At 57.7% G+C, this 14,214-nt stretch carries 9 protein-coding genes and 1 pseudogene; 7 read left to right on the forward strand and 3 right to left on the reverse strand.

Annotation, left to right across the window (positions count from 1 at the left end):
• Positions 1–707: 707 nt before the first annotated feature.
• The 4 genes and pseudogenes from BM031_RS23015 (at position 708) to BM031_RS23025 (ending at position 5,653) form a co-directional block, all read left to right on the forward strand.
• On the forward strand, positions 708–1,259 hold the full coding sequence (locus BM031_RS23015; RefSeq protein ID WP_091876980.1) for a 3'-5' exonuclease: 552 nt from the start codon (positions 708–710) through the stop codon (positions 1,257–1,259).
• Positions 1,260–1,311: 52 nt separating this feature from the next.
• Positions 1,312–1,755: an HAD domain-containing protein gene (locus tag BM031_RS26405; protein WP_177207877.1), complete on the forward strand. Its 444-nt coding sequence runs from the start codon at positions 1,312–1,314 to the stop codon at positions 1,753–1,755.
• Positions 1,756–2,909: 1,154 nt separating this feature from the next.
• A pseudogene (locus BM031_RS23020) lies at positions 2,910–3,453 on the forward strand (efflux RND transporter permease subunit); the annotation flags it as partial.
• Between the two features lie 325 nt (positions 3,454–3,778).
• Complete coding sequence (locus tag BM031_RS23025) at positions 3,779–5,653, forward strand: ATP-dependent nuclease (protein ID WP_091876983.1); 1,875 nt, start codon at positions 3,779–3,781, stop codon at positions 5,651–5,653.
• Positions 5,654–5,757: 104 nt separating this feature from the next.
• On the opposite strand, the gene BM031_RS25720 is transcribed toward BM031_RS23025, so the two are convergent.
• The 3 genes from BM031_RS25720 to BM031_RS23040 form a co-directional block, all read right to left on the reverse strand.
• Positions 5,758–6,153 (reverse strand): hypothetical protein, encoded by a 396-nt coding sequence (locus BM031_RS25720; protein WP_177207878.1) that lies wholly within the window; start codon positions 6,151–6,153, stop codon positions 5,758–5,760.
• A 627-nt stretch (positions 6,154–6,780) separates the two neighbouring features.
• Positions 6,781–7,842: a cation efflux transmembrane domain-containing protein gene (locus BM031_RS23035; RefSeq protein WP_091877039.1), complete on the reverse strand. Its 1,062-nt coding sequence runs from the start codon at positions 7,840–7,842 to the stop codon at positions 6,781–6,783.
• Between the two features lie 101 nt (positions 7,843–7,943).
• A complete protein-coding gene (locus BM031_RS23040; protein ID WP_091876987.1) occupies positions 7,944–8,357 on the reverse strand; it encodes a MerR family transcriptional regulator in 414 nt (137 codons plus the stop codon).
• A gap of 70 nt (positions 8,358–8,427) precedes the next feature.
• Here BM031_RS23040 and BM031_RS23045 point away from each other — a divergent pair, with 70 nt between their 5' ends.
• The 3 genes from BM031_RS23045 to BM031_RS23055 are packed head-to-tail and all read left to right on the forward strand — an operon-like array spanning position 8,428 to position 14,172.
• Positions 8,428–9,675 (forward strand): TolC family protein, encoded by a 1,248-nt coding sequence (locus BM031_RS23045; RefSeq protein ID WP_218147635.1) that lies wholly within the window; start codon positions 8,428–8,430, stop codon positions 9,673–9,675.
• 3 nt (positions 9,676–9,678) lie between these two features.
• Complete coding sequence (locus BM031_RS23050) at positions 9,679–10,938, forward strand: efflux RND transporter periplasmic adaptor subunit (RefSeq protein ID WP_091876989.1); 1,260 nt, start codon at positions 9,679–9,681, stop codon at positions 10,936–10,938.
• Positions 10,939–10,974: 36 nt separating this feature from the next.
• Entirely contained in the window at positions 10,975–14,172 is a 3,198-nt protein-coding gene (locus tag BM031_RS23055) for an efflux RND transporter permease subunit (protein WP_091876991.1), read from the forward strand.
• Positions 14,173–14,214: the final 42 nt, after the last annotated feature.

A 14,214-nucleotide genomic window follows, 5' to 3' on the forward strand; every position in this document is an offset into this window, starting at 1 on the left:
GGACGATCAGGTCTGGTTGAATCCGGAACGGATTCGGCCAGAAGCATTAAAACGCGCAGCTTGAGATGACGCGACAACTACGTTGACAAACGCCGGTTCCACGTTGATGAAACATGGGAGCATACGTCTGAGAGAGACGTTTTCCGAAAATTCTTGGGCCAGCCGGGACTATTGCGATTTCCTGTTGTCGAGGTACCGATTAATATGCGGGTCCTTCATATACAAATTCTTCTTGAGCAGCAGGCAACGCGTGAGTCGTATCGGCGGCGGTTTATGTGTACCAGTTTGATGGACGCATTGGAGCTTTTCAAGGCATTCGAAGATTCTAGCGCAACCATGAGTTGTCAAAGTCAACACTCCGATGGCGAATCGTACGTGATTGAAGATATAGGCGAGATTTTTCGCACTACGGACAGCGCTGGGGCTGTCAATCATTTTTGCGTCGTGAGCGGGGGGAGAGTGATTCCGAACAATTTGCAAGGGAATCTTCGAACTGACAGAGTTACAACTGAGATCGTTTGGCGTGCAACTCCACATCCCAATAGCTCAGCCAATTGAGAGGTGTTGCCGTAAATATGTATAAGCCGTTTCATTTGCTTTACGTACTTTTATTTGCTGCAGTGGGCCGCTAGACTTATTACGCAGCTACGCCGGTTTCGGAAGCGCATGCGAGCCAATAGAGATGTCTGATTGCAAGGATTAGATTGATGAGTGAAACAGGTGCACCACTTCTAATCATCGATGTCGAAGCCACGTGCTTCGAGGCTACTTTCTTACTGGAGCAAATGGAAATCATCGAAGTGGGTGCAGCATGGGTGAACGAGTCAGGAAAGATCTTAGCAGAGCGTCAGTTTTTTGTTAAACCCATTGCGACCCCTCAATTGAGTCCATTTTGTAAAAGGCTGACTGGGGTAAGTCAAGAAAATGTGGATGAAGCGCTGCCATGGGCTTTGGCCATAAAAAGGCTCGAAGAGTTCGCTAGGGTATATGGCACAGTTAACAGCCGCTGGGGAAGTTGGGGTGAATATGACCGCAAACAGATCGCTCTCGACTGCTCACGCCATGCTGTTGGTAATCCACTTCGGCTTTTGGCTCATGTGAATCTCAAGGCGAGATTTGCGAAAGAACGAAAGATCAAGCAGGTGGGTATGATTGGGGCCTTGCGGATTATAGGGTACGAACATATCGGTGATCATCATCGGGCCTTGCCCGATGTTCGTAATATCGCGAAGATTCTACCGTTTTGCGGAAGAGTTTGACGGCTCGAGGCTTGTTTCGCGTGGGGAAGTACATGGAGTCGCGCTTTCCCAAATGCTGATATTCCTTGATTTCGATGGCGTTTTGCATCCTGACGGATGTAATCCGTCGAGCTATTTCAGTCAAGCTCCGCTGTTGGAGGCGATCTTACGCCAATCAGCTGATTTTGAAGTGGTTATATCATCGTCCTGGAGGCACAGACGGCCTTTTGATGAGCTTGTCCTACTTTTCAGCACGGATGTGAGGAAGTACATCGTCGGAATTACCCCCGATTCTCGCTATGTCGAGATGCCCGTAAGACTTGGACTTTACCCTCGCCAAGCGGAAATTGAAGTTTGGTTGCGAGAGAACGCACGGGCGACTGATAATTGGGTCGCAATTGACGATCGCCCCTGGCTATTTAAGCCATTTTTTCCACGGTTGATCAAGACTCAACCTGATTGCGGAATGACGTTGCAGACTTGTGAGGAGTTGTTGCGCAGGAAAGGGTCATTGTAACGGTGACAGAAGCACCCGCGAATCATAATCAATGATGTCATTCAAATTTATATCGATGCACACTCGCAGTTCAGATCGGCATCACGTGTACAGCGAACGAGGAGGCCATTGGATTAGCCTCAATGAGGCATCGCGCATGTCCGGATTCAGTTGGCCCTTTATAAGGGCTTTGACCATAAGCGGCCTCTATCGCGGCAGAGTCTTAACGATTGCTGGACGTACATTGATCAGATGTGAAGAATTCGTAGAATGGTACAAACGCCACGGGCGTTCAGCAAAACTAGAAGCTTCGGCCATTCAAAGTGTTGAGGATACTCGTTCCGCTCCTCGTGAGGAGATATTGTAGGGTGATGCTAGGGACCAAATTGGTTGCTCTTTTGAACTATTTGCGCAGATCAACTTTTAACGATGGATTGGATGCAGTGTCAATCGACAGGGCAAGTCGTATCTGTATTATTTAGCGCCGCAGTCAGGCGACATATGTTCCTTGGCGATTACGCGCAGCATTGATAATTGCTTCACGTTGATCTAGAGCGTCTTTGGGGGCTACAGGTGAAGGCCTAATTGTGTCGTCGTTTGATATCCAGCCATTACGGAAGTGAAACCACGCGGCTATAGACCACGTGTCCGTACACGCTCCGTAAGCATCTAATACGGCTTTAATGACTGGCCGCGGCTTGTACATTGAATCAAATTGATACCTAGCGAAGAACTCGTTGCCTTTATAGGAGACGCTATATACGCAGCCAGTTTGCTTCCATTCCTCTACAACCTTTTTTGCACTCGTCGTATTTCGTTGAAAGCTATTGATGTCATCGGCAGTCCACCACTCGGTGTCTTGAAAGATTTCCTCTTTCGTCGCATCGATTTGTGTTGCGTCGAGAATTTCATTTTTTGAGCTCGGTAGCATGTAACCAGTATGCCACGATTTAGAGATGTTGGAAACTGAAGACTAGTTTGGCTTAACGAGCCCCGCTCGCACAGCTGCGCTTCAAACTTGCCATTCAGCGACAACAGGCGCTTGCTATAGCTGTAGCGTTCGAATTGGCGGCCGTTCGTAAAGCGACTCGCTAATATTTACTATGCTGTTTGCATCCAGGGGCAGTAGTCCTGCTTTGTACATGCCTGGAGTTCCGATGTGATCTCGATCGGCAGAGGTCAAGGTACCGACGGGTTAGTGGACGACGTGGGGCGGTCAGTTCGAAAATCTGCAGAGGGCGGCCAAGCGGCTGCAGTTAGCTATGCCGGCTTCGCTGCTGCGGGTGTTCGCACTCCTGTTCGTCATGTTTAGTAACGCAAGGACGGCCTGCTGTTGTTTACCGGCATACCGTTTTCGCTCTGTGGATGCGTGGCGTTCCCATGTCGATCCCGGCAGCAGTTGGCTTCATTGCGGTCTCTGGCGTGGCCGTGCTGAACGGGCTCGTCATGATCGGGTTCATCAGATGCCTGCGCGAAGCTGGGAAGCCGCTTCTAGACGCAGTGCACGACGACGCGCTGACGAGGTTCGGCCCGGTTCTCGTGACTGCACTCGTCGCATCGCTCGGCTTCGTGCCGATGGCAATTGCTACCGGTGCGGATACGCAGCGGGCCCTTGCGACGGTCGTCATCGGCGGCTTCCTGTCGTCCATCGCGCCGACCCTGCTGCTGTTACTTCCATTAATGTACTACCTGGTCCATAGAAAGGACGACCAAGCCTGATGACATGTCCGGAAGACTTGGGGGTGTAGCGCAGCCCACGCCATGCCATGCCGTCCCGAAATCTGCATTCAGTCGGGCCGAATCTGCTGTGCGCTACAACGCGGTTCACTTACTGCATCGTACGACTGATGTGATGCGGCAGTAGTTCCTACGAAATGGTCGTTATGCGCGATGCATTCGATTTAACGAATCATCGGCACCGGTTCACGCTTACGTTACAAAAAGTTGCTTGTTCGTAAATTTCCATTATGTATAGTTATCAACTGCACGATTACACGGCGTTATCGGCAGCAGAGAACGACAACAACATACTGGGGAAGCAAGCATGGCGACGGCAAAAAAAACGGCAAACGTTGAACAAGAAACTGCGCCACGAGCGCGCATTCACAAACTGACGATATCGAACTTCCGATGCATCGGACAGACTCCTGTAACGATCGAACTGGACGAAATCGTCGTCTTGGTGGGACCAAACAACGCAGGGAAAAGCTCCATCCTCAGAGGTTACGAGGTAGTGATGCAAAGTGGGAACCAAGGACATCTGGAGCTCGACGATTTTCCGAATGGTGTCCTGCCTGATGCGGACTCTGGTGTAGTGCCCAGCATCGAGCTGGAAACGGTTCTGTACGCGGAAAGCAAGCCGCCTGCTGCACATTGGATCAACGAAAAGCCGTCCGGCGAGCGTCACGTGCGAGAACGCTGGACGTGGAGGAAACCTGGTGCGCCGAAAAAGGTTGGTTTCAACGTTGAAAAAGATTGCTGGGATGACGAGCACGGGCCATGGGGAGCTGCCGGTGTGGCCCAAGTCAATCGGCCGGAGCCACATCGAATTGAAGCGTTCGATAATCCGGCAACACAAGCTGCGGCAATCGTCGGTCTGCTCGAGGAGGCCATCAAGCAGAAGGTGAAGGAGGTCACGGGCTCAAAGAGCGAAGAGGGTCAAGAAAAGAGCTCTTATGAAAAACTCCTGGATTCCGTGAAGACCTTGCGGAAGGAGGTAGCCGAAGATGCCGCAACTGCGATTGACGACGTCAGGAAGAGCCTGAATGAATCGCTGGCTGAGGTATTCCCTGGCTATGCGATCGCTCTGGACGCTAAGGCGGAGGATGACGTCGAAAAAACGATCTCCTTGTTCAAAATTGCGCCATCTCTTCGTATGGGGCCCAATGACGGCTACCAGTCGTCGCTTGAACGGCAGGGAAGCGGCGCACGTCGAACGCTGCTTTGGACAGCACTACGCATTCTTGCTGAGCATAAAAGGCTGCCAACCAAAAAGGACGTTGCGGCGTCTGAACGGCCGCACTTGCTTTTGCTGGACGAGCCAGAAATGTGCCTGCATCCTAACGCGGTTCGCGATGCTTGCAACGTCTTGTACTCCCTGCCATCGACGAAAAAGTGGCAGGTGATGGTTACCACCCACTCGCCCGTTTTCATCGATCTCTCTCGTGACAACACATCGATTGTGCGAGTAGAACGTGGAACAGGAGGCAACGTAACCGGAACTACGATCTATCGTCCAACAAAGGCAAAGTTAAGTCCCGACGAAAAGGAAGAACTCAAATTGCTCAACATGTACGATCCCCATGTCGCCGAATTCTTTTTTGGCGGCCGTACAATTGTCGTCGAAGGCGATACCGAACATTCAGCATTCAGAGAAATTATTCAAGCCGAGAAGGACCGATTCAAAGACGTGCACGTTGTTCGCGCCCGCGGCAAGTACACGATCGTCGCATTGTGCAAGATCCTGAATCAGTTCGGAAATCCGTATGCCGTACTTCACGATGCCGATACCCCGACGATCACCACCAAGAAGGGTGAAGCAAAGAACCCAGCCTGGGCTGCGAACCAGCAGATCAAGGACATTGCCGCGGAAGCTCCAAACGGTGCCGTGGTTATTGCGTCGCTGCCCAACTTCGAAGTTGCCATGTTCGGCAAGCCGGCAGATGGCGAAAAGCCCTACGCGGCTTGGGAGAAGGTCAGGAAGAATGCGCAGGGCAGGGCGAAAGTAGCCCTGTTGCTGTCTTGCTTGGTGGAGGGGAAGGGCGAGACTCCAGCTGGAACCCTCAAGTGGGAAACGCAGGATGATCTCAAGACTGCCGTTTCGCTATATCTAAAAACAGTGGATCTCGTAGAGGCCGCGGATGCGATCGAGGCTGTTGTCGCCGCAGCAACTGAACAAACCGCGAACCCTGTGGCCTAGCCGAACCGGAGAATGTAGAGTGCAGCAAAAGGGATACCGCGGCACGCTACAGGGAAAGGAGTGAGCGTGCTACGGGGCAGATCAGCGTGCGCTACCAGGCGAAACTACGGAAGCCAAAGTTGGTTTCGCCTCGCATTGAACTGGTAGAGGTCAACTTCGTTTCGAGTAATAGCTGAGCCCGTTATGACAGCCTGGGACGCGTCGTAATTGAACGACCCAGCCACAGTTACCGGCAAGCCGTCTCTTGGCACCTCCACGCCGAAGAAATTAAGCGAGAATCCCTTACTGTCTCTGCGACAAGCGATCGTAAAGCGCCCGATAAAACTACCTGCCAGGTAGCTTTTGCCAAACGTGCTGCCACTGATGTCGCGCGCTTCCCCATTGACCGTCAACGTCATCTTCCCTCGCTGTTCGGTGAGCTTGATTTCACGGTCATTGCATCTGCCTTCAAGCACGGAACGCTCTACCTGAAGGACGTGAAAACTGTCGTCGGAGCTCACGATCCCCAGAATCGTCACCTATCGGCGCGAGTGCGCGCATTTGTAGAGTTCGTGCGCTCAGCAGTGAAATCATAACTTGCAGAATAAGTTCAAGATCGATGCCCTAGCTTTTTCAAGCAAGTTGGCCGTCGCTACACGTCTACTGTCGACCCGGCAGCAGACCTACCTGGGCTGTCTGCTCCCGACCCTAGGCAGACGTTGCCTCTAATCCGGGGCTCAGGTATTTCTCCTCCTCTTTAAATGATAATTGGTGTTATCACTCTAGAGCTAATTGCCTGGCTCCCACCGGGCGACAGCAGGGCCTTGTCGAGAACACAATCAGATGCGCTAAGCCCAGTTTTGACATTGTGGGAATTATGTCACTGGTTCGAAGCAAGACCTGCTTGTTTGATAACGCCTGAAAACGGTGCTTATGGCCGCGGACGTGCTTTCCAGGCGTAATCACTCAGTACTGCACAGTAGGCTCAATGGTTGGCACTTCTAAATCCAGCAGTGGCAATCGTCACAGCCCATGCCTCACCGTACTAGTGCAGCTACCGTGAGCAGATGATGTAGCGGACGAAGTTCTTTCTCCAGACTGCCGCGCCGCCCTTTGTGAAGGCAAGGGACAGGCCATCGGCAGCAATGTCACTTCAGCTTGAGAATCCGACGCGCGCCAGTAAGAACGATGACGGCAATTACAGTGCCAACGATCAGATCCGGATAAGGCGAACCGGTCCAGATGACAAGTGCCCCGGCCGCGATCACGCCGAGGTTTGCGATGACGTCGTTCGCAGAGAAGATATAGCTTGCCTTCATATGGGCTCCGCGATCGCGCTTCTTGGCGATCAACACTAGGCAGGCAACGTTCGCAACGAGGGCCACAGCGCCGACACCCATCATCAACGCCGATTCGGGTTCGCTGCCGAAGAAGGCGCGGCGAACCACTTCACTCAGGGCGCCCAGGGCCAATACGAGCTGCAACCATCCAGCCACGTGGGCTGCACGGGTCTTCAGCGCAGCCGCACGGCCAACCGCGTACAAGGCCAGACCGTAGACGGCAGCGTCGGCGAACATGTCCAGCGAATCAGCCACCAACCCGGCTGATTGTGCAATCAATCCCCACACCAGCTCGACCACGAACATCACGGCATTGATGGCGAGCAGCAGTCGAAGCGTCTTTGCCTCCGATGCGTCACCGGCCTTGTCGCTATCAGGGGCCGCTTGAGACAAGTCAGGTCGGGATCCAATCAAATGGGTGCCGAAGTTTAGCGGGGCGAGCTTCGCCAATATGGGATTGACGTCTGCCGTGTGCGAGACGTGGAGCTGCCGCTGGGGGAGATCGAAGTTGAGCGATTGGATGCCATCGACATCAGCGAGTGCCATGCGGATCATGTTTTCCTCGGATGGGCAGTCCATCTTCGGAATTCCAAGTGTGCTGATCGTACGCTGGCTGGCTGGCTTGGCCGGGCGCGATCCGCGAAGTTCGACGCCGAGTCGCAAGGATTGCAGCGCCTCGACAATGGCATCTGCGTTCCCATGGTGCAGCACAGTGACAGTGCGGGTATTGAGGTCGAAGGCGATGTGATCGACGTCGTCGACTTTGCCCAAAGCCATCCTGATCAGGTTTTCCTCGGACGGACAGTCCATTTTAGAAACGAACAGTTCGGTTTCAAGGCGGGTTGCCGCTGTGGTTTGATCTTGTGTCATGACAATGAACCTATGGTGACTGATTATCGGAGGATAAACCTTCAACCAGCTTCAAGGTCAAGTGTGTTCAGCGGCCTGCGATCGGCGCCAGGCTGAGTGAGCTACCCGGCTTCTCCCGGCGGCGTGAGGGCATCGATGATCCGGCAATCGGCAAATCGACCGCCCCGGCATGAAACCAGCAGACGGGAAAGATGTTCTTTCAATAAGTTGAGGTCTCTGATCTTTTGCTCGACCTCGGCAAGGTGTTGTTCTGTCAGCGCTGTCACGGCGCAGCAGTCGCCGTCTCGCTGGTCGGAGAAGGCCAACAGGCTTCGAACCTGATCGACCGTGAACCCAATCTCCCGCGCACGGCGAACAAAGCTCAGGCGGGCTACATCCTCGCTCCCGTACAGCCGGTAGTTGCTGCCGGAGCGGGATGGAGAGTCGAGCAACCCAATTTTCTCGTAATAGCGAATCGTCGCTGGGGGCATCTGCGCCGCAGCGGACAGCTGTCCTATCGTAAATGTGCGTGACATGTGCTTGACATTAAAGTGGGTTTAAGGTTTATAAAGCTCATTTATTAATCCGTCAAGCAAAAATCCAATCATGCGCATCAAGATGAACGCTTCCGTCGCCACGGCCCTGCTGGTCATGTGTATGGCTGCAGGCTCTGCCTTTGCTGAGGGCACTCCACTGACGCTTGCCGAGGCGGTCGCACGGGCTAGACTCCAGGCACCGCAATTGCAGGGCGCTGAAGCAAGCTTGCGCGTCGCAGATGCCAACGTGCGGCAGTCCGGACTCCGGCCGAACCCGACACTGTCCCTTGAGGCCGAAAATGTCTGGGGATCGGGACGCTACTCCGGTTTCGGTGGAGGAGAAAAGACGGTTGCGCTGTCGATGCCGCTGGAGCTCGGTGGTAAGCGCGGCGCGAGGATGCGCGTGGCACAGGCTGAACGGGTCGCCGCGGGTATTGGGGCGCGCTCCGCGGAAGCGGAGCTGACATTTCTGATTACCGAGGCGTTCGTAACCCTTGCTGCCAGCGAGCGCTATGTCGTGATCGCAAAGGCTGCTCATGAACTGGCCGCGCGTGCTCACCATGCAGCACGCGAACGGGTACGCGTCGGAAAAGCATCTCCGATAGAGGAGCAAAGGGCGGACGTGCTGCGGATCAATGCGGAGGTTCGGCTGGGCAAAGCACTACGCGCCGCCGAACTGGCCCAGAAAACGATCGCACGGCTGACAGGCTCGGCGATGCCGCTCACGATCGCGTCCACGTGGTTCGAGCAGATCGAACGCAGCGAGATGACGCCGCCGGCAGGGCAAGGCCTGGCGATCGCCACAGCAGAGGCTGAAGTGGCCGCTGCGGAAGCGCGCGTCGATGCGGCCAGGCGCGACCGGATACCGGACGTAACGCTGACCGCAGGCATGCGCCGTTACGGCGAATCGTCCGACAAGGCCGCTGTGCTCGGCCTGTCGGTCCCGCTGCCTTTGTTCAATCAGGGCACGGCCGCGCTGGCGCGCTCGCGGGCGGAATTCGATCGGGCTTCCGCCGCACGCCGCGCCGTCGCACTGGAATTCGAGCAATCCAGCGCGCAGGCGGAAGCCGAGGTGGCCGACGCATTGGCGGCCGCACGGGCCGCCAATGGCCCCGCGCTCGCCGCCGCAGAAGAAGCAGCGCGCATCGCGAGGATCGGCTACGCCGAAGGAAAATTCCCGCAACTCGAATTGATCGAGGCCGAGCGCTCTTTGGCCGAAACCCGCGAAAGCTCGGTCGACGCGCTCGCAGCACTCCATACTGCCCGGGCACGTCTGGCTCGGCTCCAAGGTTTCAACTCTCCAATTTATAAGGATTGACCCATGCAAGCGGTATTCCGATCGGGCCTGTGCGCCGCGATGATCCTGTTGAGCGCATGCTCCCCCAAGCCAGAAACAGCCCCTAAAGAAGCTGCCGAACAGGGTGAAAAAACGGCGAACGCCTCAGGCGAGAAAGCCGAGAAAGCCGAGAAGGGCGAGAAAGCCGAGAAGGCCGAGAAGAGCGGCGAAGCCGGCGAACGGGGCGAAGCTGGGGAGAGGGAAGGCGAAGCCGAAGGCAAGGAAGATTTTGTAGCGCTATCGGACCAGCAAATCAAAGCCGCGGGTATCGAGATCATGCCGGTTCGACAGTCCTTCGCTGGGGCGGTCGAGGCGCCTGCAGTCATCGCGGCAGACCCGAAGCATGCAGCCGTCGTCTCGAGCGCCGTTGGCGGCCGGGTTGTCGAGGTCCGGCGCAACCTGGGCGACCCGGTCGCTCGGGGCGACGTGCTGGCTGTAATCGAAAGCCGTGACGTAGCCCAGCTCAGGGCCGACGTTGAAATCGCCAAGCGGCAGTACGAGCTCTCGCAAGCCACGTTCGCGCGCGAAGAACGTCTGTTTGGCGAAAAAGTCACCTCGCGACAGGAATTCGAAATTGCGCGCAATGCCGCGCAAGAAGCACGCACCCGCCTTCGCCTGGCCGAGCAACAACTCGCCGCCGCCGGGGGAACGGGCGGAGGGCAGCTTAACCGGCTGATGCTGCGCTCCCCGATCAAGGGCAACGTCACGGCACGGCAGATCGCCCTGGGCGACATCGTCGCGCCGGACGCACATCTGTTCGAAGTGGCCGACCTCAACGAACTGGCCGTCGAGCTTTCGCTGTCGCCGAACGACGCCGCCCGCGTCACCGTCGGCACTGCGGTGGACGTGTCGATTGATGGCCGCACCGGCGCAGGCCGCATCACCCACGTATCGCGCGTCCTCGATCCCGCCACCCGCCAGGTACGCGCCATTGCACGGCTGTCGAACGGGCAGGGAAGCTGGCGCATCGGCGAGACGGTCAGGGCATCGATCGCGCTCGAGGGCGGTACCGGCGGCACCCAGCTGGCCATTCCACGGACCGCCGTGCAGACGGTGGAGGACAAGCCGAGTGTGTTCGTCCGGGAGAAAGAAGGGTTCGCGATCAAGCACGTCGTCCTCGGCGGTAACGCGGCCGGCTACGTCAAGGTGGTGTCCGGCCTCGACGGCAAGGAACAGATTGCGGTCAGCAATACTTATCTGCTGAAGGCGGAGCATGGCAAGGGAGAGGCAGGGGACGATGACTGATTTCCTCGTTCAACGGCTCCTGAAGGATACCCAACCATGATTGCTCGCATCGTCAACTTTTCCGTGGCGCGGCGGTGGCACGTCCTCATCGCCACCATCCTGCTGTCGATCCTCGGCGCATTCGTACTGACGCGCCTGCCGATCGACGCGGTACCGGATATCACCAACACGCAGGTGCAGATCAACGTCGTCGCACCGGCGCTCGCGCCGGCCGACGTCGAACGGCAGGTCACCTATCCGATCGAGACGGCGTTTGCCGGCATTCCCGGACTGGAATCCACGCGCTCGTTGACCAGGCATGGATTTGCACAGGTCACGACGGTCTTCAAGGACGGCACGGATATCTATTTTGCACGCCAGCAGATGGCGGAGCGGCTGCGCGCCGTCGAGCGCAACTTGCCCCCGGGTGCTACCGCCAGCCTGGGCCCGATCGCGACCGGACTTGGCGACGTCTACATGTGGACGGTGGAATACGCCTCCAAGCCGGCGCCGAAAGCCGGGACATCGGCCGGCACGTCGGCGGGCTTGCAGGCGGACGGCAGCTATATCACACCGGAAGGGGAAGTGCTGCGCAGTGCTGCCGAAAAGGCGACTTACCTGCGCACGGTGCAGGACTGGGTCGTCGCACCGCAGCTCAAGAATACCGAAGGGCTGGCGGGCGTCGACGTCATCGGGGGCTACGTCAAGCAGTATGTGGTCACACCGGATCCGCAACGACTCGCGGCCCTGGGCATCAGCCTGACGATGCTGGGCGAGGCACTGGAGCGCAACAACACGAGCGCCGGCGCCGGCGTCGTCGTCCAGAACGGCGAGGCCCTCACCGTCAAGGCCGATGCGCGCATCACCTCGTCGGAAGAACTGGCGAAGACCGTCATCACTACCCGTAACGGCACGCCCGTGCTGGTGTCGCACGTCGCTAGCGTCGGCCTGGGGCAGGAGGTGCGTTTCGGCTCGGCGTCCGAAGGCGGCCAGGAGGTCGTCGTCGGTACCGCCGTGATGCGCATTGGCGAGAACAGCCGGACCGTTGCCGCTGCCGTCGATGTCCGACTGAAGGAAATCGCGCATTCCCTGCCGCCCGACTTGCTGATCCGGCCAGTCCTCGACCGGACACGCCTGGTCGATGCCACCATCAAGACCGTGGCAACCAACCTCACCGAGGGCGCGCTCCTGGTGATCGCGGTGCTGTTCGCACTACTTGGAAACCTGCGCGCGGCATTGATCGCTGCCGCGGTTATCCCGGTCACCATGCTGATGACCTCCGCCGGCATGCTCGAAGCGGGGCTCTCCGCAAACCTGATGAGTCTTGGCGCGCTGGACTTCGGCCTGATCGTCGATGGCGCCGTGATCATCGTGGAGAACGCGCTGCGCCGCATCGCCGAACACCAGCATGCGACTGGCAAAACTCTTACCAAGGCGGAGCGCCTGGATACCGTTGCGGCCGCCGCGCGCGAAATGATCCGGCCAAGCGTCTATGGCCAGGCGATCATCATTCTCGTCTATGTCCCCCTGTTGACGTTCCAGGGGGTGGAAGGCCGGATGTTCGCACCGATGGCGGTAACGGTGATTCTGGCCCTGGTATTCGCTTTCATTCTCTCTCTTACCTTTGTGCCGGCGGCGATCGCGCTGTGGCTTTCGCGCCATGTCAATGAAAAGGAAAACCGACTGGTCAAGGCTGTATCCACGTCCTATGCACCTTGGCTGGACCGTGCACTCGCGAAGCCCAAGCTGACCGGCGTATTAGCGACCGTCGGTTTTGCGGGCGCGCTGGGACTGTTCACAACGCTGGGCCAGGAATTTCTCCCGACCCTCGACGAGAAAGACGTGTTGCTGCAGGTCGCCCGCATTCCCGGAACCTCCCTGGACCAAAGCCAGGCGATGCAGTTCGCTGTCGAGAAGGCGGTCGGCAAGCTGCCCGAGGTAAAGCTGGTCTTCTCCCGAACAGGTACGGCTGAACTGGCCGCCGACCCGATGCCGCCGAATATCACGGACACCTTTGTCATCGTTAAAGACCGTTCGGAATGGCCGGAACCCGGGATGAGCAAGGCCGAGCTTGTGGAGAAGATCGAGAAGGCGGTCGCAGGCATCCCGGGCCAGAACTACGAGCTGACCCAGCCGATCCAGATGCGCTTCAACGAACTGCTGGCCGGCGTGCGGGGCGACATCGCGGTCAAGATCTACGGCGACGATTTCGAGGCCATGATCCGCACCGCCGAGCAGGTTGCCGAAAAACTGCGTGCGGTCGAGGGCGCGGAAGACGTCCGGGTAGAGCAGGTGCAGGGGCTTCCGCTGCTCGATGTGCGTCTAGACCGCGACGCCATGGCGCGGGTTGGACTATCCGCTCAGGACGTGCACGATACACTGGCGGCAGCCATCGCGGGCCGGGAGGCTGGTTCCATCTATGAAGGCGACAGGCGCTTCGACGTGGTGGTGAAACTGGGCGAGACCAGCAGGAACGATGTGGAAGCCTTGCGCCAGTTGCCAGTGCTGACGCCAAGCGGCAGTTTCGTGCCGCTGGGGTCGGTGGCAGCGCTGGAGACGGCCAAGGGACCGAACCAGATCAGTCGCGAGAACGGCAAGCGTCGCGTCGTGGTACAGGCCAACGTGCGCGGACGTGACATCGCCAGCGTGGTCAGCGAAGCGCGCGCAAGCATCAACGCGGACGTACGGGTGCCCGCCGGTGCATGGATTACTTGGGGCGGGCAATTCGAGAACCTCGAGCGTGCGCGGATGCGTTTGGCAGTCGTGGTACCAGCCTGTTTCGCGCTCATCATCGCGTTGCTGTACTCGGCTGTTGGGTCTTGGCGTTCGGCCGCGGTCGTGTTTACGGGCGTGCCTCTCGCCCTGATCGGAGGTATCGCCGCACTCTGGCTGCGTGGCCTGCCGTTTTCGATCTCGGCGGCCGTTGGATTCATCGCACTGTCCGGCGTCGCTGTCCTTAACGGGCTGGTAATGGTGGGCTCGATCGACGACCTGGCGAAACAGCTTCCGTGGGCACAAGCGGTGCGCGAAGGTGCGCTGCGGCGCCTGCGCCCCGTCTTGATGACGGCACTGGTCGCGTCGCTGGGCTTCGTCCCGATGGCATTGGCAACCGGCGCCGGCGCCGAGGTGCAGCGGCCCTTGGCCACCGTCGTGATCGGCGGCCTGATCTCCGCCACGATCCTGACGCTGTTCGTGCTGCCGACGCTTTACCAGCGCTTCGCCCGTCCGCCGGAGAATGTGGCGGAGGGAATTTGAACAATCCGGTAGAGTGAACGCAACGACTCGGACATTGGAAGG

It is taken from the genome of Massilia yuzhufengensis (assembly GCF_900112225.1).
Lineage (GTDB): Bacteria > Pseudomonadota > Gammaproteobacteria > Burkholderiales > Burkholderiaceae_D > Telluria > Telluria yuzhufengensis.